The organism is Paenibacillus hemerocallicola (assembly GCF_006265175.1).
Classification (GTDB): domain Bacteria; phylum Bacillota; class Bacilli; order Paenibacillales; family NBRC-103111; genus Paenibacillus_AB; species Paenibacillus_AB hemerocallicola.
Genome location: NZ_VDCQ01000010.1, coordinates 158577 through 178981, shown reverse-complemented (window position 1 = coordinate 178981; position 20405 = coordinate 158577). Strand labels below are relative to the sequence as shown.

The 20405-nt window shown below is 57.1% G+C and carries 17 protein-coding genes; 16 read left to right on the top strand and 1 reads right to left on the bottom strand.

The window, feature by feature from the left end; genetic code table 11:
- Positions 1-298 precede the first annotated feature (298 nt).
- Positions 299-829 (bottom strand): DUF4214 domain-containing protein, encoded by a 531-nt coding sequence (locus FE784_RS09995; RefSeq protein ID WP_139602044.1) that lies wholly within the window; start codon positions 827-829, stop codon positions 299-301.
- 174 nt (positions 830-1003) lie between these two features.
- On the opposite strand from FE784_RS09995, the gene FE784_RS09990 reads away from it, so the two are divergent.
- From FE784_RS09990 to FE784_RS09915, 16 genes are all read left to right on the top strand, one after another.
- The gene (locus FE784_RS09990) at positions 1004-1939 is read left to right on the top strand and encodes a GDP-L-fucose synthase family protein (protein ID WP_139602058.1); all 936 of its coding nucleotides are present in this window, start codon (positions 1004-1006) and stop codon (positions 1937-1939) included.
- On the top strand, positions 1936-3204 hold the full coding sequence (locus FE784_RS09985; RefSeq protein ID WP_139602043.1) for a glycosyltransferase family 2 protein: 1269 nt from the start codon (positions 1936-1938) through the stop codon (positions 3202-3204). The genes FE784_RS09990 and FE784_RS09985 overlap by 4 nt, the downstream gene beginning before the upstream one ends.
- Positions 3205-3781: 577 nt before the next feature.
- On the top strand, positions 3782-4816 hold the full coding sequence (locus tag FE784_RS09980; protein WP_139602042.1) for a mannose-1-phosphate guanylyltransferase: 1035 nt from the start codon (positions 3782-3784) through the stop codon (positions 4814-4816).
- Between the two features lie 3 nt (positions 4817-4819).
- On the top strand, positions 4820-5767 hold the full coding sequence (locus FE784_RS09975; RefSeq protein ID WP_139602041.1) for a GDP-mannose 4,6-dehydratase: 948 nt from the start codon (positions 4820-4822) through the stop codon (positions 5765-5767).
- A 154-nt stretch (positions 5768-5921) separates the two neighbouring features.
- Positions 5922-7334, top strand: a complete 1413-nt coding sequence (locus FE784_RS09970) for a glycosyltransferase family 4 protein (RefSeq protein WP_139602040.1) — start codon at positions 5922-5924, stop codon at positions 7332-7334.
- Positions 7335-7394: 60 nt separating this feature from the next.
- Positions 7395-8045 carry a serine/threonine protein kinase gene (locus FE784_RS09965; RefSeq protein WP_139602039.1) on the top strand — a complete coding sequence of 217 codons (651 nt, stop codon included), beginning with the start codon at positions 7395-7397 and terminating at the stop codon, positions 8043-8045.
- A gap of 275 nt (positions 8046-8320) precedes the next feature.
- Entirely contained in the window at positions 8321-8683 is a 363-nt protein-coding gene (locus FE784_RS09960; RefSeq protein WP_139602038.1) for an MFS transporter, read from the top strand.
- A gap of 132 nt (positions 8684-8815) precedes the next feature.
- Positions 8816-10144, top strand: a complete 1329-nt coding sequence (locus FE784_RS09955) for an LLM class flavin-dependent oxidoreductase (protein ID WP_139602037.1) — start codon at positions 8816-8818, stop codon at positions 10142-10144.
- Between the two features lie 172 nt (positions 10145-10316).
- A complete protein-coding gene (locus FE784_RS09950) occupies positions 10317-10784 on the top strand; it encodes a DinB family protein (protein ID WP_139602036.1) in 468 nt (155 codons plus the stop codon).
- A 37-nt stretch (positions 10785-10821) separates the two neighbouring features.
- Entirely contained in the window at positions 10822-12474 is a 1653-nt protein-coding gene (locus tag FE784_RS09945; protein WP_139602035.1) for an ABC transporter substrate-binding protein, read from the top strand.
- 13 nt (positions 12475-12487) lie between these two features.
- A complete protein-coding gene (locus FE784_RS09940) occupies positions 12488-13417 on the top strand; it encodes an ABC transporter permease (protein WP_139602034.1) in 930 nt (309 codons plus the stop codon).
- 15 nt (positions 13418-13432) lie between these two features.
- Positions 13433-14326 carry an ABC transporter permease gene (locus FE784_RS09935; RefSeq protein WP_139602033.1) on the top strand — a complete coding sequence of 298 codons (894 nt, stop codon included), beginning with the start codon at positions 13433-13435 and terminating at the stop codon, positions 14324-14326.
- A gap of 12 nt (positions 14327-14338) precedes the next feature.
- Positions 14339-16381, top strand: a complete 2043-nt coding sequence (locus FE784_RS09930) for an ABC transporter ATP-binding protein (protein WP_176706097.1) — start codon at positions 14339-14341, stop codon at positions 16379-16381.
- 222 nt (positions 16382-16603) lie between these two features.
- On the top strand, positions 16604-17485 hold the full coding sequence (locus FE784_RS09925; protein ID WP_139602032.1) for a LysR family transcriptional regulator: 882 nt from the start codon (positions 16604-16606) through the stop codon (positions 17483-17485).
- A gap of 34 nt (positions 17486-17519) precedes the next feature.
- Positions 17520-18578, top strand: coding sequence for an LLM class flavin-dependent oxidoreductase (locus FE784_RS09920; protein ID WP_139602031.1), 1059 nt, complete (start codon positions 17520-17522; stop codon positions 18576-18578).
- Positions 18579-18600: 22 nt separating this feature from the next.
- Entirely contained in the window at positions 18601-19944 is a 1344-nt protein-coding gene (locus tag FE784_RS09915) for an LLM class flavin-dependent oxidoreductase (RefSeq protein ID WP_139602030.1), read from the top strand.
- The last annotated feature ends 461 nt before the right edge of the window (positions 19945-20405 follow it).

Below are 20405 nucleotides of genomic sequence, written 5' to 3'. Positions count from 1 at the left end.
TGATAGTGCTGAAACCAACCTTATTTCGGGCCCGGACCGATAAAATCCGATCGAAATCCGGCTTGCCGAAGGACATAAGATTGCAAATTTGGTTCACTATTTGCAGGCTAGAGTCTCCCGAGGTGCAAGCGGTCGAACGACGCTTCTCCTAAGGCGGAGCCATACCGAATCGTAAATAGACGGCTGATACCGGCACTGGAGATCCTTGTCCCCGCGCTGCTTCGGTTACGCTTCCGCTCTTCGAGACATTTAACCGCCAAAATACTACCCGCTCGGGCAAAGCAAAGAAAGCCTGCGCTCAATACCGGTAATCCGGATAATACGTCCGGTTCGCAAAGTCGAACAATATTTTCTGGGCGATCGGAGTGCCGTTCTTCGCTTTGAGCAGCTCTAGGGCTTCACCCGACTGAAGCAGCGAGGCGGCGATCGAAGCCCGGGAAGCCCCGCGTTTCAGATGCTGAACGTTGTGGCTGCTGCCTGCATGATCCGGTCTTCTGCACAGCAGCTCCTCGTATAAGCCCTTCACGAAACGCTCGTCGGAGTGGACGTATAAATTCCGGAGCAGGTCGGCCGCCGACGGCCGTTTTTTGCCGGAGCCGGCGGAACCGGACCGGTACAGCTGTTCGGCTTCCGGACTCTGCATGAGCGCGATCATGAGCTCCAGCTTCGACTTTCCGCCCAGCAAACGGAGATGGTGCTGCAAGCCCTCCGGATCGGGCTCGCGCGCGAGCAGCTCCCGGTAGCAGGCCGCAACGAACGACTCCCTCTCCTTCTGGTACACCTTCCGCAATATTTCCATCATTCTCACCCGACTCACCCCATTCACCATGCTCGTTCGCTCCTTTGTATCGTATGGCGCGCGATCCGGTCCGGCATGGACATGTATACGCCGGCAAGCGTTTGTTTTTTTTGCGAACCCGATGTAGTTGTCTATACCGCGAGGGGGTCATTCACATATCGTAAACAAATGCCGAAAATGCCGCATCGAAGGGGAGATATGATGATGGAACTTGCCGATAAATCGGTCGTAGTGACCGGCGGAGCCGGATTTTTGGGCAAACACGTGGTGGAAACGCTGCGACGGCGCGGGTGCGAACGCATTAGCGTGCCGCGAAGCAAAGAGTACGACCTCCGCAAGGAGCGCGATATTCTCCGGATGCTGGACGATCTTCGACCGGATGTCGTCATTCACTTGGCCGCCGTTGTCGGCGGCATCGGAGCGAACGAGAAAAATCCGGGATCGTTTTTCTACGACAATCTCGTCATGGGAGCGCATTTGATCGAGCATTCCAGGCATAAGGGCGTGGAGAAATTCGTAGCGATCGGCACGATCTGCTCATATCCGAAATTCGCCCCCGTTCCTTTCAGCGAAGCCGATTTATGGAACGGTTACCCGGAGGAGACGAACGCGCCCTACGGACTGGCCAAGAAGATGATGCTCGTCCAATCGCAAGCTTACCGCAAGCAGTACGGCTTCAATTCCATCTATTTGCTGCCGGTCAACTTATACGGTCCCTGCGACAACTTCGACCTGGAAACGTCCCACGTTATCCCGGCCATCATACGCAAATGCGAGGAGGCGAAAAGCCGGGGCGACGCTTCGATAATGCTGTGGGGCGACGGGACGCCGACCCGGGAATTTTTGTATGTCGAAGACGCGGCCGAAGGAATCGTTCGCGCGGCCGAGTCGTACGACGGCCCGGACCCCGTCAATCTCGGATCGGGGCATGAGATCGCCATCCGCGAGCTGGCCGAGACGATTCGCGAGCTCGTCGGTTACGACGGACGAATCGTATGGGACGCCGGACGACCGAACGGCCAGCCGAGAAGAAGGCTGGATGTCCGTCTGGCGAAGGAACGGTTCGGCTTCGAGGCGAAAACCGACATGCGAACCGGACTGGAGCAGACGATCAAATGGTATAAGGAGGCGTATTCATGAGCCGCAGCTACGATCCGCGGAATGAGCCGCTAGTATCCGTCATTACCCCGTCGTATCAGCAGGGCGCCTTTATCCGCGAGACGATCGAGAGCATCGTGTCCCAAGACTACCCCAATACCGAGCTTATCGTGGTGGACGGGGGTTCCAAGGACGAGACGGTGAACATTTTGCAAAAATATGCCCGCAAGTACGGGGACCGCTTCCGATATGTTTCGGAAAAAGACAAAGGGCAGTCGAACGCGCTCAACAAAGGGTTGGCGATGGCGAGGGGGGAGGTGATCGGATGGCTCAATTCGGACGACACGTATTGGCCGAAGGCGATCAGCCGCGCCGTCTCCGCGCTCGTCAAGCATCCGGAATACGGGCTTGTATACGGCAAGGCCGATCATACGGACAAGGACAATAAGCATCTTCGGCCGTATCCCGTCGATCCGGGCATCGACCGGGCGCGTTTGTTCGACGTGTGCACCATTTGCCAGCCTGCCGTTTTTATTCGCAGAAGCGTCCTGGACCAGGTCGGGCCGATCGACGAAAGCTTGCATTTCTGCATGGACTACGACCTCTGGATGCGCATTGCCGCCAAGCACCGGCTCGGCTTCGTGAATCAGGTGATGGCCAACTCGCGGCTGCATGACGACTGCAAAAGCGTCAAGCAATATTTCACCGTCGGACTTCCGGAAATTATCCGGACGAACTTGAAGCATTACGGCGCCGTTTCGAACCACTGGCTCATCCAATATATCGCCCACCACTTGCCGGAAGGACCCGCGTGGCTGATGGAGAAAATGAAGCAGTTCCGCGTATTCGGCCCGGGGCCTCAGATAACCTCGTCGAATCGGCTCGAGGACGGTTGGGTGCCGCCATACTGGAAAATGGAAATCGACAACGGCGGCGAATCTCCGCTCGATCGTCTGATTATCGGAGGGGACCATCAGCTTCCCAAATTCAACCGCAAAGCGGACCGGCTGGCGTTGACCGTCCATATTAACGGCGTTCATTACCGGAATTACAAATTCGGCGAAGGTCCGTTCGAATTGAAAATACCGCTTCGCGACAACGTTCCTTCTTATGTAGTCGAAATTCAAGCGAACTCGTCCTTTATTCCGGCCAAATTGAAAGTGAATGACGATGACCGGACACTCTCCTTCAAAGTAAACGGGGCCGTTCCGTTAACTTCGCTCGAAGCCCGCATGTACGAAATGCTCGACGAAGAGCCGGCCGCCATAGGCAGTTGGCTTGTGAAGCGGCGCAAATTCAAATGGTAGCAGGATGCCGCTCCCGGCATCTTTTTTTCTACGGCGGCATAATTCGCGTACGAAAAATGCATGTATCGCTTGGTCGGCAAAGGCTGGCCGCCTTCGCCGGCGCTTGCGAGACGTCAATCCATAAAATAGCGGAACTGGCGTATGTTATGGACTCCGAGTACCGTTGTCGATAGCAAAATAACGGAAAGCCATACCGCTATTCCGCTGTTTGCGATCATTTTCACCCCGAAAGATCGAAATAGCGGAAGCCGGCTCCGTTATCTTCGGAAGTGTAACGGAAATCGGGACCATAACGGAAATCGGCTCCTCTATTTACGACAACGATGTGGTCCACCGCTATCGTGCAAAGCTACACCGCGCACCGGACGCTGCGTACGGTGCGAGCATGCCTGCCCGCTTCATCAAAAGGCTCCATTTGTGTGCGGAGTACGCTTTTTAGCTTTTTTCTGGAGCCGGGAGACAGGCATGTTGGGCAAGCGCCAATTTCGTCCCCTATCGGCAATGCGTCTACGTCGGCCGTGAGAGCTGTGCATAGTATATTAGCGTATTCCATCGCTGTAGCGGGGAGGGAAATAGATTGAAAATCGTAATTTTGGCGGGAGGGTCAGGGACCCGGTTTTGGCCAAGAAGCGTGAAGACGCGGCCGAAGCAGTTTCTCTCCCTCACCTCCCATGAGACGATGCTGCAGCAAACCTATAGACGGTATACGCGGTGGCTGCCGGAGGCTGAGGTGTACGTCGTCACGGCCAGGGAGTACAAAACGTTGGTCGAGGCGCAATTGCCCGAATTGTCCGGCGACCGGCTGCTGCTCGAGCCCGAACAGCGGGATACCGGACCTTGCATCGCCTTAACGGCGCAGCACTTCTTGTCGCGAGACGACGACGAGGTGCTCGTGACGATGCCCTCGGACCATTTTACGGATGAGCCGGAGGAGCTTGTACGGGCGCTGCGCATAGCCGCGAAGGCGGCCGAGCGCAAGACGGCGATCGTGACGCTCGGCGTCGTGCCGACAAGGCCGGAGACCGGCTACGGCTATATTCGTACGACGGAAATCGTCTCGGAAGACGGACTGCTCGAAGCGAGCAAGTTTATCGAGAAACCTTCCCTGGAAGTGGCGGAGAAGCTCATCCGCGATTCGGGCGTATTTTGGAACAGCGGCATCTTCGTCTGGAAGCCGTCCACGATCGCCCATTATATGCGGATGCATCAGCCGTTCCTCTGGAATATGCTGACGGATCGCGACGGCAAAGCGGAGACCACGTACTCGATGCTGCCGAAAATTTCGATCGATTACGCGATTTTGGAGAAGGCGGATTCGATCTTGACGATCCCGGTCAAATTCAAATGGGACGATGTCGGCATATGGACGTCGCTTGAGCGGATTCAGCAGGCGAACGAGGAAGGCAACATTTTGAACGGCCTCGGCCACGTTCATGCCGAATCGACCCGCAACAGCATCATTTATACGGACCATCCGAGGACGATGGTGATCGGCGTCAACGATCTGATTATCGTCTCGACCGAGGACGGTTTGCTCGTCTGCCACAAATCGGAGGAGCAGCGGATCAAAAGCGCGCTGCAAGCCCTCGAACGACAAGAAGGAGGAACTTAACGGATGAAAGCTCTTGTAACGGGGATTTCCGGTTTTGTCGGAAGCCACATGGCGGAATTTTTGCTGCAACACAATGTGGAGGTCACCGGAACGATCCGGCAGCGAAGCCGCATGGACCATATCAAGCATCTGAAAGATATTCAGCTGGTGGAATGCGAGCTGAGGGACCCGTTTTCCGTGGAGCATCTGATCAAGGAAATCAAGCCCGATCTCATTTTCCACCTGGCGGCGCAAAGCTTCGTCCCGACCTCCTGGAATTCGCCGATCGATACGATCCACAACAACGTGGCCGGTCAGGTTAACATTATGGAGGCGCTCCGCCGGTTCGATTTGTCGTGCAAAATGCAGGTGGCCTGCTCCAGCGAGGAGTACGGACATGTAGAGCCCGACGAGACGCCCATTCGGGAAACGAATCCGCTTCGGCCTCTTAGCCCTTACGCGGTCAGCAAAGTGGCGCAGGATTATTTGGGCTACCAGTATTACAAAAGCTACGGCTTGCCGATTATCGTTACTCGTACGTTCAACCATACGGGTCCGAGACGCGGCGAAAATTTCGTAACCTCCAATTTCGCCAAGCAGATCGCCCAGATCGAGAAAGGAAAGAAACCGCCCGTGCTGCAAGTGGGGAATTTGTCGGCGAAGCGCGATTTCACCGATGTCCGCGATGTCGTTCGCGCATATTGGCTGGCGCTTGAGAAAGGGACGCCCGGCGAAACGTACAACATTGCTTCGGGCAGCTGCTGCACCATTCGCGAAATGCTCGATTTGCTGCTGTCTTACAGCAATGCGAGCATTTCGATCGAGGAAGATCCCGCCCGGCTGAGACCATCCGACGTAGAAATTTTGCTAGGGGATTATACGAAATTCCATGACGCCACCGGCTGGAAGCCGGAAATTCCGTTCGAGACGACCATGAAGGACTTGCTGCAATATTGGAGGGACCAGCTCTAAGAGTCCCCCAAAAGTGAAGCGAACCTTCGCAGCGTAATCCGAATACTTTTGGGGGAGCCCCGGAAAAGAACCCCCGAAAGTGACAGGCCTTCGCCCCTGACGGGGCGGGGCTTTGCTTTACGGAGCTATCTCAACCAAGAAAGGGTGGATATTAATGCGGAGTACCGGTCAGCACCGGCAAAGCAAATCGTCGTCGTCGGCCGTCAAAACGGCGAAACGCAAAAAGCGGAAGCCGCCGCTGCGCGGAAGGAAGGCGCGGCTGAAGAAAAGGCGCGCCGGCGTCCGGAAGCTTGCCAAGCGATGGAAAAGAAGAAGATGGCTGCTGTCCAAAGGGAAGAAGCGGTTTCGCAGAGGGCGGCTGAAAGGAAGAAGAAAACGTCTGAAGCGGCCCCTCCCCGCCTCCAAGGAGTACCTGCCCGACATTGAGCCGGTTGCCGAGCCGGAAGAAGCGCCGGAGCCGGGTTACGCGAAAGGGGTCAATATCGTCGGATTCATTCGGGCCGAGATGGGAATCGGCGAGTCGAGCCGACTTGCAGCCAGGGCGATCTCGGCGGCGGACATCCCTTTCGACATTCTCAACTTTCCGGTTACGTCCATCCGGATGGATGACATGACTTGGGCGCATAAAGAGGTGAGTGACCCGGAGTATAAAGTAAACATTATACACACGAATGCCGATACGTTAAGATCGGTGCACCACCACTTCGGGGCGTCGCTGTTCGACAAACGGTTCAACATCGGCTATTGGCATTGGGAGCTGCCCGATTTTCCGGATGAATTTTGCGACGGCTTCCATTTTGTGAGCGAGGTGTGGGCGCCATCCAACTTCGTTGTCGAATCAATTGCCAAGAAGTCTTCCGTTCCCGTCATCCGCATCCCGCACGGTGTCGAGGTCAATCCGCCGCAAGACGTGAGTCGCGCCACGTTCGGCTTGCCCGATGACAAGTTTTTGTTCTTCTCGATGTACGACACGCACAGCTATCAGCGACGGAAAAACCCGCAAGGGGCGATCCATGCGTTCAAGCAGGCGTTCGATCCGACAGATGAGTCGGTCGGTCTAGTTGTCAAGCTGAACCATTCGAAGGCGAATCCGTCGGATATCGACGAAATCCGCAATCTGGTCAAAGGGTATTCCAATATATACGTCATCGACCGGATTTTGAGCCGCGGCGACACCGACGGACTATTGAATTGCACCGATTGCTTCGTCTCGCTCCACCGTTCGGAGGGGTTCGGGCTCGGCTTGGCCGAGGCGATGTATTTGGGCAAGCCGGTCATCGGGACATATTGGTCCGGCAATACCGACTTCATGAACGCCACGAACTCCTGCATCGTCGATTTCAGCATTGTCGGAGTAGGCGGAGACTGGGGCCCGTACAAAGGCTATCAAACTTGGGCGGAGCCGGATCTCGGGCATGCGGCGCACTATATGCGCGAAATCATGTACAATACGGATTTCCGCAATTCCATCGCTTTCAACGGCATGCAGCATATCCGCACGTACTTCTCGCCGCAGGTCGTAGGTCAAATGATCAAGGAAAGGCTGCAGCATCTCGGCATGCTGTAGGTTGTGCGAGAAGCACGCGGAGCGGCCGGCAATGCGATAGAGAGGAGGAGGAATATCGTCATGGAGGATTTCAGGTCGATATCCGTCACGTCCGAAATCGTCGGAGGCAAAAAACAGCTGAAAGTGCGCAACCCGGCCGGTTATCCGATGATCGGCATCGGAGCCCAGGGAGCCGTCTTCCGGTTGTCCTCCGACCGCTGCGTCAAAGTATACGAGGATTCCCGCACCGCGTTTTGGGAAAGCAAGGCGCTTAAGGCGGCGGAAGAAGTGCCTTATTTTCCGAAGCTGTACGAGACCGGAGATAAATATGTAATAATGGAATATTTGCCGGGCCCGAATTTGCGGGACTATTTGGCGGACAATCCGGGATTGACGGAGTCCTTCGCCGCGCAGCTGCTCGGAATCGTCAAGGCGATGCGAAAATTGAAATTCGCCCGCATCGATACGCGTACCGGACATATTATCGTGACCGAAGGCGGCAAGCTGAAAGTAATCGACCACAGCGGCGCGTACCGGACGATCCGAAGAGCTCCGTTCATGCTATTCAAAAGCTTGGAACGCGACGGCGGCTTGCGCGTGTTCCTGAAATACGTGGCCGAGCACGATCCCAAGCTGTACGGCAAGTGGCGCAAAAAAAGAATAGAGGGCGTCGACTTGGCGGACATTCCCCGCCTGCCGCGTCCAGAGAAGCTACTGCATCGGGCGACTTGACGGTCGCCTTCTTCGTGCTGATTAATCGTCCCCCGTGCTTCTGCCCGACCGGAAAGTGCTGGGAGAGTGTTCGAAGAGAGCCCGAAGAGCGTCCGTCGGACTGAATCGGCAGGGCAATAGTGAACCGAAGTATGTGAACAGTGAGTCTGATTGTTACTGCTTAGGTATCGGAATATTGAATGCGAAAATAGAATTTCTCTATTGGCCGGCCGGTTGACGAGAGTGATACAGTAAAGATCGTCTCTACCTATATGCCTGGATGTCGGGAGGATGGCATGGAGCTGTATTGGAAGCGTAATTTGTACATATTATGGCTGGGCTTGTTTTTCAACCACATGGCGTACACTCTCTCGGTGCCGTTTTTTCCTCTGTTTTTGCAAAATGATCTGGGCATCCGGAGCCGGCTGGAAGCCTGGTCAGGCATTTCGATTTCGATCAGCTTTCTGATCAGCGGGCTGTGCGCGCCATTCTGGGGTTCGCTGGCCGATAAATACGGCAGCAAGCTGATGCTCGTCCGCTCGGGTATCGGGCTCGGCGCGGCCCATCTCGCCAATTATTTCGTGCATGACCCGTACATGTTCATCCTCGTGCGCATTTTCCAAGGACTTATGGCCGGTTCGGGCGGATTGGATCTATAGAAGTTCTGAATGGATGAATAGAATATCGTGATATACGGTACGGCCGGATTTTGGTATACAGTATACATGCACGATATAAATCCGATAAAACCGATATGTATATTTGGTTTAGAGAAAAGGAGGAGCCAAGCGATGTCGCCACGACAACTAAAGCTGGGAGCCAATTTGAGCGGAGTCGGAAACAGCATCTCCTTCTGGCGGCACCCGGATGTCCGGACCGATGCGAGCGTGAGTCTCGATTTTTACAAGCAGCAGGCGCTCAAGGCGGAGGAAGGCAAATTCGATTTATTGTTTATCGCGGACGGCTTGTACATTAACGAGAAGTCCAATCCGCATTTTCTGAACCGGTTCGAGCCGTTGACCCTTTTGTCCGCTCTTGCGGCGGTCACCGCGAACATCGGACTCGTCGCGACTTTATCCACCTCTTACAGCGAGCCGTTCACGGTCGCCCGGCAGTTCGCATCGATCGACCACCTGAGCGGAGGCCGAGCGGGGTGGAACGTGGTCACCTCGCCGCTGGAAGGCTCTGCGCTGAACTTCGGCAAAGGGGGCCACCCGGACCACGCCTTGCGTTACGAAATCGCCGAGGAGCACTTGGAAGTCGTCAAAGGCTTGTGGGACTCGTGGGAGGACGATGCATTCGTGCGCGACAAAGCAAGCGGCGTTTTTTTCGATCCCGCCAAGCTGCATGCATTGAACTACAATGGGCCGCGCTTTTCCGTACAAGGTCCGCTCAACATCGCCAGATCCAAACAGGGCTACCCGGTCATTTTCCAGGCCGGTTCGTCGGAAGCGGGCAAAACGCTCGCCGCCAAATCGGCCGATGCCGTCTATACGGCGCACGAAACGTTCGAGGAGGCAAGGGAGTTTTACCGGGACGTGAAGTCGCAAGCGGCGGCATACGGAAGAAATCCCGACGAAATATTGATCTTTCCGGGCATCGGTCCGATCGTCGGCAAAACCGAAGAAGAGGCCGAGCGAAAGTACCGGGAAATCGCCGGGCTTGTCACGATCGATCAGGCGCTTCTTTATTTGGGTCGATATTTCGAGCATTTCGATTTCTCCCGTTTTCCGTTGGATGAGCCTTTCCCGGACCTCGGCGATTTCGGCAGCAACAGCTTCCGCAGTACGACGGACAAAATCAAGCGGGAGGCCAAGGAGCAGGCGTTGACGCTGCGGCAAGTCGCGCTTAGAGCTTCTACGCCGCGCACCGCGTTTATCGGCACGCCCGGGAAGATCGCGGATTTGATTCAGCAATGGTTCGATGGAGGAGCGGCCGACGGCTTCAATATTCGTACGGTTGTGCCGAACGCCTTGGCCGACTTCGTCGATCTGGTCGTGCCCGTTTTGCAGCAGCGGGGATTGTTCCGCACCGAGTACGAAAGCGATACGCTTCGCGGCAATTTGAATTTGGCCGTGCCGGGCAACCGGTATGCGCGGCAGTCCGTCCGCAATCATTAGAAAAATTGAATCGATCGATAGAGGAACTCTATTGGACGCCGGGGCGGAACGAATGATAGTGTTACATTATAAAATTAAATCCAATTATAACGATTGGAATTATTGGTTATAGAGGCGCGGCTGAAAATCTGCTGCAGACGGAGCCGCGCATTCATTTGAAGGAGGAAATTGGATGAGTCGAGTCGATATTGGGGCGTACTTGGATACGCACAATCAATTAATACGGGCCGTAGAAGGTCTGAGCAAAGAGCAGCTGACGTGGAAGGCAGCCCCCGAATCGTGGAGCGTGACCGAAGTGATTGCCCATCTTGCCGATCACAGCATTGTCGTTTCGTTCCGGATCCGCGATATTTTGGCCGATACGACGGTACGGCTCCCCGCTTTCAATCAAGATGCTTGGGTGAGCGGCCAAAAGGCGAACGACGGCGATGCGGCGGATATTCTGGCTCTGTTCGGGCAACTGCTCCGGTATAACGGTCTGCTGCTCCACCGATTGAGCGACGGCGATTGGGAGAGGACCGGCGTAAACGCCAAGGGCGAAACGGTGCGGATCGCCGATATCGTCCAAGGGTTCACGAAGCATGCGGGCCAGCACCTGAACCAAATCGCGCGGATCAAGCAGTCTTTCGTCGCCGTGTAAGGCATCAACTATAACGATGTGGAGTGTGAACAACGGTATGCAAAGGTCACTCAGGGTCAAATTCATCGCCCTGCTCTCTGCGGCAGTCATGATCTTGGCGGCTTGCTCAGAGGCGAATCCGAAGAACGGAACAAGCCAGCCGGGCAATGCCGGAAGCACGGGGAGCGCGGCGCAAGCGGCGCCCGGAGGCGAAATCTCTTACGCACTGGCCACATCGCCGGATACGCTAGATCCGCACCGCAGCGGTTTGGCCGTGGCCGTGAGGGTGTTCCGCACGTTTTACGACAGTCTCGTCGTACAGCTGCCGGACAATACGATCAAGCCGTGGCTCGCTACCGAGTGGACGATTTCCAATGACGGCAAAAGCTATACGTTCAAGCTGCGCAAGGATGTCAAGTTCCACGACGGCACGCCGTTTAACGCCGAGGCGGTCAAGTACAGCTACGACCGCATCCTCGATCCGGCGACCAAGGCCGCGAACTCTACGGCGCTGCTGAAGCCTTACAAATCGTCCGAGGTGATCGACGAATATACGATCAAGCTGAATCTGGAGACGCCCTCCGTCGCGTTTCTCGGCAACTTGAGCCAAGCGATGCTCGGCATCGTATCGCCGACGGCAGCGAAGAAATACGGCGATCAATTCGGCAAAAATCCGGTCGGCACGGGCCCTTTCAAATTCGTGAAATGGGACGACAATTCGGAGATCCGAGTCGAACGCAATCCCGACTATGGATGGTCGCCGGAGCTGGTCGCCAACAAAGGCAAGTCTTACCTGGACGCCATCGCCTTTAAAATTATCCCGGAGGAGGCGACCCGCATCGGCAGCGTCCAGAGCGGGCAAGTGTCAGCCGCCGAAACGGTTCCGCCGCAAAACATCGTGTCTCTCAAAAACGATGCCAAGCTGCAGCTGCTTCAAGTCAATACGGGGGGCGTGCCGTACACCCTGTTCTTCAATCAGGACAGGGCGCCGTGGAACAACGTGAAGGCGCGGCAAGCGGTGCAATATGCCGTCGACATCGACTCGATCGTCAAAAGCTTGTATTTGGGCACGTATCAACGGGCATGGTCGCCGTTGTCGCCGACCACGTTCGGCTACGATCCGTCGTTGGAGAACGGGGTCAAGCCGGATCTCGACAAGGCGAATCGGCTGCTCGACGAGCTCGGCTACGTCAAGGGGGCCGACGGCGTGCGCGAGAAGGACGGCAAGAAGCTGACGCTGCGTTATGTCGACGGCTCGCCCAACCGCGAGAAGCGCAACGACATCGCCGCGATCATCCAGCAGCAGCTGAAGAAGGTCGGCATTGCCGTCGACGTGGAAATTACGAAGGACGTGGCGACCGTCGTATACACGAATCAGGCTTACGACCTGTACGGCAACAGTCAAGTGAACTCGGACCCGGTCGCGCTCAATGCATTTTATCGGACGACCGCTCCGAACGTCCGTCCGTCCCTGTCCCACCTGTCCGACCCGGAGATCGACAAGCTGCTCGACCAAGGCGTTGTCGAGACGGATACCGTCAAGCGCAAGGAAATTTACAAGAAGGTGCAGCATTATATTATCGACAATGCCGTCATCCTGCCGATATACGTGTTCCCTTATACGGTCGCGGCTTCGAAGAACGTATCCGGGCTGAAATTCGATTCGCTCGGTTACCCGCTGTTCAACGACGTGTCGCTAGTCAAAAAATAAGGAGGCTGCGAAGATGGCCAAGGCCATAACGATTCGACTGTTGACCTCTCTCGGCGTCGTTGCAGGCTCGTCGATCCTGGTGTTCTGCGTGCTGTACGTGCTTCCGGGAGACGTCGTGATGAACATGATCGACCCGAGCTCGATGAGTCCGGAGGCGATTGCGAATTTGCGGCGTCAGCTCGGCGTCGACCGGCCTTTCTACGAGCAGTTTCTCCACTATTTCGTGCAGGTGCTCCAGGGAGATTTCGGGAAATCGCTGGTCAATTCGGAGCCGGTCCTGCCGAAAATCGTCGCGCATTTCCCGGCTACTCTGGCGCTGACGACCGCCGCCGCGGCCGTCTCCGTCGTCGTAGGCGTCGTGCTCGGCGTGCTGTCGGCCATTCACCGCAACAAGGCGATCGACATTGTCGCCCGCATCGTCGGATTATTCGGCATCTCCATGCCTACGTTCTGGTCCGGTATTTTGCTTATTCTCGTATTCTCGGTCTACTTCGGCTGGTTTCCGGCGATGGGCTCGGGCGGATTGGATACGCTGGTCCTTCCCGCCTTGACGCTGGGCATGCTCGGCGCCGGATTTATCGTGCGCATGGTGCGCAATTCGATGCTGGAAGTGCTGGGAGAGCCGTTTATTACGACATTGCGTGCCAAAGGCTTGCTGGAGAGGGCGGTTATGTATCGGCACGCGCTCCGCAACGCGCTCATACCGGCCGTCACGATGCTTGGCATCCTGGTCGGCGAAATGCTGGCGGGCGCGGTCGTGATCGAAACGGTATTTTCCCGGCAAGGCATCGGGCGCATCATATCCGACGCGATCATGACGAAGGATTTGCCGGTCGTACAAGGCGTCGTCTTGTTTACGGCGATCGTGTACGTCGTCGTCAACGCGCTCGTCGACATTTCGTATTCGTACATCGATCCGCGGGTAAGACGGCTGCAAAGCTAAAGGAGGTACATGCAGATGAGGGAAGCTGCATCCGTGAAACCGTTATGGCGAACGAAAGGGGCCGCTGCGGCAAGTCATCGTACGGTCCCGAAAATTCCGATGTCGAGACTGATGGCATACGGAGCCGGGCTGATCGTTTTGTTTCTTGCCGTCTGCGCCATCGTTCCGCAGTGGATTGCCCCCTATTCGCCCACCGACATGGCGGCGGACCGAATTCTCCTCTCCCCGGGAGCGGCGCATTGGCTCGGCACCGACTATTTCGGCAGAGATATATTCAGCGTCATCGTGCACGGAGCCCGGGAGTCGCTGTTCATCGGATTCGCCTCGGTCGTTGTCGGCGGACTTTCCGGAGGGCTGATCGGCGCCGTAGCGGGTTACTTCGGCGGCTGGGTGGACAGCGTGCTGATGCGGATCATTGACGTGGTCATGACGATTCCCGGCGTGCTGCTCGCTCTGGCGGTCGCCGCCGCGCTCGGCCCCGGGCTGTGGAATATTATTTTGGCCGTTGCGATAGCCTCGGTACCGAATTATGCCAGAATTATGAGGGGGCAAATTCTCGGCATCAAGAACCGGCCGTTCATTATGGCTTCCCGCTCCATCGGGGCTTCGGAGCTGTCGGTATTCGTCAAGCATGTGCTGCCGAATTCGTTGTCCCCGCTGCTGGTCATGGCTTGCATCGGCGTTGGCACGGCGATTTTGACCGGGTCCGGCCTCAGCTTTCTGGGGCTCGGCGTGTTGAAGGAAATACCGGACTGGGGGGCGCTGCTCTCCCAAGGAAGAGGTTATTTGACGGTCGCATGGTGGATTTGCACGTTTCCGGGACTGGCGATCACGCTGTTCGTCTTGTCGGTCAACATGATCGGCGACGAGCTGCGCGATGCGCTGGACCCGAAGAAGCGGCGGCTATAGGAGGAGACGCGGTTGAGTGGATTACTGGATATGGAGCGCGTAAGCGTCGATTTCGTTACGGGTCGCGGGGTGCTGCAGGCGATCAGCGACGTCAGCCTCTCGATCAAGGCGGGCGAGACGGTATGCCTGGTAGGAGAATCGGGGAGCGGGAAGACCGTTGCGTCCAAAGCGGTCATGCGTCTGATCGACGACGAGAACGGGAAGATCAGCGCCGGCTCGATCAAGCTGGACGGGATCGACATCGCCGGTATTCCCCCGCAGGCGCTCCGGTCGCTGCGCGGGAAGAAGATGGCGATGGTATTCCAGGAGCCGATGGCGGCGTTCGATCCCGTATTTACGATCGGCACGCAGATCGTCGAGACGATCCGCCGCCATGACCGGCGGCAGACGGCGAACCAGGCCCGGGAGCGGGCCGTGGAGCTGCTGCGGCGCGTCGGCATACCGGAGCCCGAGCTGCGGATGAGGCAATACCCGAACGAGCTGTCGGGCGGGATGCTGCAGCGGGCGATGATCGCGATGGCTCTCAGCTGCCGGCCCGAGCTGCTGATCGCGGACGAACCGACGACGGCGCTCGATGTCACCATCCAAGCGCAAATCTTGCAGCTGCTGCAGGAGCTGAAGAGCGAATTCAACATGTCGATTTTGCTCATTACGCACGATCTGGGCATCGCCGCGGAAATAGCCGACCGCATCGTCGTCATGTATGCGGGGCGGATAGTCGAGCAGGCTTCGACGGAAGAGCTGTTTGCAGAGCCTCACCACCCTTATACGCGCGGGCTGCTGCAGTCGATTACGACGATGGACAGCGACCGTTCGAGGAGATTGTATACGATCCCGGGCGCGATCCCCGGCCTTGCCGATTTGCCGGAAGGCTGCCGCTTCCATCCCCGCTGCCCTTACGCCACGGAGACATGCCTTCGCGAGACCCCGACGCTGCTGGACAGAGGAGGCAGGCAAGCGGCCTGCTGGAATACGGAGCGGCTGCTTGGCGACGGTCCGTACATATCTCCGCAGACGACAGCGGCTGCGGTCGAAGTCGTCGTCTCCTCCGTGTGGCTTCCGACGGAGGCGTCCGAGGAGCCGCAATCCGGCGCGTTGTTCGAGCTGCGGCATGTGACGAAGCATTATCCGATCGGTCGCTCGCTCTTCTCGAGACAGAAGAAAGCGGTGCAAGCGGTAGACGATGTGTCGTTCTCGATCCGAAAGGGGGAGACGTTCGGTCTGGTCGGGGAATCCGGCAGCGGGAAGTCGACGCTCGGCCGGGTGCTTCTCCATCTGGAGAAGCCTACTTCCGGATCCGTCCTGTTCGAAGGCCGGGAGCTGGGGGCGTTGTCCGGCGCACGCTTGCGCGAGGAGCGCAAGCATATGCAGATGATTTTCCAAGATCCGTACGGCTCCGTCGACCCGCGCTGGAAGGTCGGGGATATTATCGGCGAGCCGTTCGCCGTGCACGGCAATGTGGGCGTCCGGGAGAAGAGGGCTGCCGTCGAAGAGCTGCTGCGGCTGGTCGGCTTGAACGCGGCGTCCTACGACCGGTATCCGCACGAATTTTCCGGAGGACAGCGGCAGCGAATCGGCATCGCCAGAGCGATCGCGCTGCGCCCGAAGTTCGTGCTGGCGGACGAGGCGGTATCGGCGCTGGACGTATCCGTGCAGGCGCAAATCGTCAATTTGCTGCAGGAGCTCGGGCAGCGGCTCGATTTGACGTTCCTGTTCATCGGCCACGGATTGAATGTCGTGCGGTATGTATCGGACCGGATCGGCGTCATGTATTTGGGCAAGCTGGTCGAGATCGCCCCCAGCGAGCAAATGTTCCGTCGGCCTGCCCATCACTACACGAAAGCGCTCATCGCCTCGATTCCGGTACCGGAGCCGCAGCGGCGTCGCGAATTCGCGGCGATCCAGGGCGAAATTCCGTCGCCCGCCAATCCGCCCTCCGGCTGCCGATTCCGTACGCGCTGCCCGGCCGCCACGGCAAGATGCGCAGTCGAGCCGCCATCGCTTCGCGAAATCGATCGAGGTCATTATGTCGCTTGCCACGACCCCGTCTTATAAACGGAATATGGGATGCGTAAATGTTTTAATACGTAAAATCCGATTGACATACTTGGTGATGATAAGTAAAGTATAGGAAACATCAATAGCCGTCCACCGGGCACCCGGAGACCTGTAAGGCGATGAACCGATAGCGTACGCGGATTCGGTCCATGCTCTTGTCGGTCTCTTTATGCTATGAGGCGCGGGTTTCCCATTCTGAGTCGATCTGGAGAAAAGCTTATGAATATCGAAAATATCGAAGCGTTTGTGTACGTATTCCACTACGGAAGCTTTAATAAAGCGGCGGAGGTGCTGTTCCTGTCGCAGCCGTCGGTTACGGCGAGAATCCAGACCCTGGAGCGGGAGCTGGACTGCCGGCTGTTCGATCGACTGGGCAAGCAGGTACAGCTGACCGAGAACGGGCACAAGTTTCTGCCGTACGCGCAAGCATTGCTGCACACGTATCAGAAGGGCAAGCAGCATATTCGGCGGCAGCGGAAAGTTCCGCACGAGCTGCGGATCGGCTGCACCGTGTCGGTCTCCAACTATATCATCCCGGAGCTGCTGCCGAAGCTGATGGCGCTATACCCGGGCCTTCAAATCAAGGTGACGACGTCGGTTACCGACGATATCGTCGGCAAGGTGCTGAGCCGGGAACTGGATATCGGCTTCGTGCGCAACGTAAACCATCCGAATCTGCAGTCGCTCAAATTTTACGAGGATCCGATCCGGTTGTATACGTACGCGGACCATCCGCTTGCGGGAAAGCCGGAAGTATCGGTCGAGCTGCTCGTCGACCAGCCGTTCGTTTTCTTCGAGTGCGGCTCGCTGGATTGGCTCCGGATTCATCGGGTGTTCCAAAGTCTGAACAAGCCGCCGTCGATCGAGATTCATACCGATAACGCGGAGATGGCCAAGAAGCTTGTATTGAACAAAGCCGGCATCTGTTTTTTGCCCGGATTGTGCGTGCGCAAGGAAGTGGGGGAGGAGCTGCTCTGTCCGATCGATGTGGCGGAAATATCCGGCGTGGCGCTGCAAACGAACATCATCAGCCTGAACGGCGAGCAAACGGAGATCGTCCGTTTTTTATCCGACAAACAATTAGTGAGCACGCTAAAGTGAGAATGTGATATGCAACTTACGGGAGTGGAAGATAGTGGCGATCAGGCTCAGTATTTTGGATCAAACCCCCATCCTGCCGGAGGAAACGCCGACGCAGGCTCTCCGGCATACGATCGAGCTGGCCCGGTTGGCGGAGCGGCTCGGCTATTACCGGTTCTGGGTGTCGGAGCACCATGACTCGGACCGGGTGGCGGGCACATCGCCGGAGGTGCTCATCTCCCATCTGCTGGCGAAGACGGAGCGCATTCGGATCGGCGCCGGAGGCGTCATGCTCCAGCATTACAGTCCTTATAAAGTCGCGGAAAATTTCAACGTGCTGGCATCGCTGGCGCCGGGGCGGGTCGATCTGGGCGTAGGTCGCGCGCCGGGCGGGTTGCCCCGCTCGACACGGGCGCTGCAGCAGGGCGTCACGGAGGCGGCGACATTGGCGGAGAAGCTGACGGAGCTGCAGCATTTCGTGACCAACCAAGTCCCGGAAGAACACCCGCTCGCGGGGATCGTGGCCGGCCCGATCGCCCCGCAGCCTGCCGATATTTATGTGCTCGGCACGAGTATATCCAGCGCGGAAATCGCGGCGGAATCGGGTCTGCCTTATGTATTTGCACTGTTTATCAACAGTGACGAACAAACGGCCCGCGAGGCGTTCAAAACGTACGCGGACCGGTTTCGGCCGAAGCGCGGTCACGGACCGCAGCCGATATTGGCGCTTTCGGTCATCGTGGCCGATTCCGAGGAGGAAGCGCGGGAGCTCGCGCAAGAGTATAAGCTCGTGAAAATCAAGCTGGCCGGCGGCAGGACGCTTACCGTCGGGACGATCGCGCAGGCGGAGGAATACGGGCGGCAGTCGAACGAGGAATACACGGTCGAGACGCAGCTGGCCCAAATCGTCAAAGGGACGAAGGATTCGGTTCGCGCCCGGCTGCTGGAGCTCCAGAGCGCCTATGGGGTCGAAGAGTTTATCGTTGTCTCGACGAATTTGAAGAAGTTCGAGCAGCGCAAGCGTTCCTACGTTTTGCTGAAGGAGGCTTTCGCCGGGGAGACGGCGGCGACGGAACATTCGGCGGCCGGTCGGGAGCTGGAACAGTTTCATTGAATCTTTAAGGAGGAGATCGAGTATGGGAACGAAGAGACAAATCAAGCTTGGGGCGATTCTGCACGGCGTCGGGGGCAATATATCCGGATGGCGCCATCCCGATGCGATTACGGATGCGAGCGTGAACTTCGAGCTGTACAAACGATGGACGCAAAAAGCGGAGGAGGGGAAATTCGACTTCGTCTTCATCGCCGACGGGTTGTATATTACGGAAAAATCGATCCCTCATTTCTTGAATCGCTTCGAGCCGCTTACGATATTGAGCGCGCTGGCCGGGGTGAGCTCGAAGATCGGCTTGGTCGGCACGCTGTCGACCTCGTACAGCGAACCTTTTACGGTGGCGCGCCAATTCGGGTCTTTGGACGTAATCAGCCAAGGCAGGGCGGGCTGGAACGTGGTTACTTCCCCGCTGGAAGGCTCCGCGCTCAACTACGGCAAGACGGAGCAGCAGCATCCGACCCATCCGGAGCGGTACCAAATAGCGGATGAATATTTGGAGGTCGCGACGGGGCTGTGGGACTCTTGGGAGGATGACGCGTTCGTGCGCGACAAGGAATCGGGCGTTTTTTTCGACCCGTCCAAAATGCATGCGTTGAACCATAAGGGCCAATATTTCTCAGTCAAAGGCCCGCTTAATATTGCCAGATCCAGGCAAGGGCAGCCCGTCATCTTTCAGGCGGGGGCGTCGGAATCCGGGAAGCATTTCGCGGCGAAATGGGCCAACGCGATATTCACGGGTCAAGAAACGCTGGAGGAGGCAAAGCAGTATTACGACGACGTCAAAGGCCGCGCTGCGGCATTGGGACGCGATCCGGACGAAATCGTCATCCTTCCGGGAATCGGACCGATTATCGGCCGAACGCAGGAGGAGGCGGAGCGCAAATACGAAGAGGTCGCCAATCTGGTGTCGATCGAGAAAGCTTTGGATTTTCTGGGACGATTCTACGAGCATCACGACTTCTCGCAATATCCGCTTGACGAGCCGTTTCCGGATCTGGGCGACATCGGACGCAACAGCTTCCGGAGCGCAACGGACCGCATGAAAGTTTGGGCGAAGCAGGAAGGGCTGACCCTTCGTCAAGTCGCGCTGCGGGTCGCGACTCCGAAGACGGCGTTTCTCGGAACGGCCGAATCGGTCGCCGACAAGCTGCAGGCCTGGTTCGAGGCGGGGGCCGCCGACGGCTTCATCGTAGGGGCGGCGGCCCCGCACGGGCTGGAGGAATTCGTGGACCATGTCGTCCCCATTTTGCGGCAAAGAGGATTGTTCCGCGACGAATATGAGGCGGATACGCTGAGGGGCAATCTCGGTCTGCCGATTCCCGAAAATCGCAATTCGAAGCGGAGACAAGGAGTCGCGTTGGGCTAATCTCGGAATCGGGACCGGCGAGGGACGAGACTGCAAAAGTAGACCCAAGGCTAGAAGTTCAAGGTAGATGCTCAGGGTAGAAGTTCATGCTAGAAAGTTCAAGGCAGAAGCTCCAAATAGAACACCAAATAGTAGCCCATGCTTTGGCGCATGGGCTTCTTCTGCATGTTCATGCCTCTTGGCGGTAAAAGCCGAAAGTCAAAAGGAGAAAAGAACCATCTATAAGGAGTCGGGGAAATGTACGTAAAGCGAAGCGTCTGACTTTTAAATCAAGTTATAACCGCTGCGGTTCATAAAAATAACTCGATTTTAACGGAAGTGGAGTGCATTCCCCGACTCCTTGCCTTCATCGCTTCCTCTTTTTGCACGCTTTCTCAACAACCTCACTGAATAAAGTTACGTTCACTAATTGCCGCGGCATTCATGAGTTCCGTTATGCCGAGCAGCGGTAACGCTTCATG

Coding starts and splice junctions, on each gene's coding strand:
- FE784_RS09995 (WP_139602044.1), bottom strand. CDS start 829: ATGGTGAATGGGGTGAGTCGGGTGAGAATGATGGAAATATTGCGGAAG.
- FE784_RS09990 (WP_139602058.1), top strand. CDS start 1,004: ATGGAACTTGCCGATAAATCGGTCGTAGTGACCGGCGGAGCCGGATTT.
- FE784_RS09985 (WP_139602043.1), top strand. CDS start 1,936: ATGAGCCGCAGCTACGATCCGCGGAATGAGCCGCTAGTATCCGTCATT.
- FE784_RS09975 (WP_139602041.1), top strand. CDS start 4,820: ATGAAAGCTCTTGTAACGGGGATTTCCGGTTTTGTCGGAAGCCACATG.
- FE784_RS09970 (WP_139602040.1), top strand. CDS start 5,922: ATGCGGAGTACCGGTCAGCACCGGCAAAGCAAATCGTCGTCGTCGGCC.
- FE784_RS09965 (WP_139602039.1), top strand. CDS start 7,395: ATGGAGGATTTCAGGTCGATATCCGTCACGTCCGAAATCGTCGGAGGC.
- FE784_RS09960 (WP_139602038.1), top strand. CDS start 8,321: ATGGAGCTGTATTGGAAGCGTAATTTGTACATATTATGGCTGGGCTTG.
- FE784_RS09955 (WP_139602037.1), top strand. CDS start 8,816: ATGTCGCCACGACAACTAAAGCTGGGAGCCAATTTGAGCGGAGTCGGA.
- FE784_RS09950 (WP_139602036.1), top strand. CDS start 10,317: ATGAGTCGAGTCGATATTGGGGCGTACTTGGATACGCACAATCAATTA.
- FE784_RS09945 (WP_139602035.1), top strand. CDS start 10,822: ATGCAAAGGTCACTCAGGGTCAAATTCATCGCCCTGCTCTCTGCGGCA.
- FE784_RS09940 (WP_139602034.1), top strand. CDS start 12,488: ATGGCCAAGGCCATAACGATTCGACTGTTGACCTCTCTCGGCGTCGTT.
- FE784_RS09935 (WP_139602033.1), top strand. CDS start 13,433: ATGAGGGAAGCTGCATCCGTGAAACCGTTATGGCGAACGAAAGGGGCC.
- FE784_RS09925 (WP_139602032.1), top strand. CDS start 16,604: ATGAATATCGAAAATATCGAAGCGTTTGTGTACGTATTCCACTACGGA.
- FE784_RS09915 (WP_139602030.1), top strand. CDS start 18,601: ATGGGAACGAAGAGACAAATCAAGCTTGGGGCGATTCTGCACGGCGTC.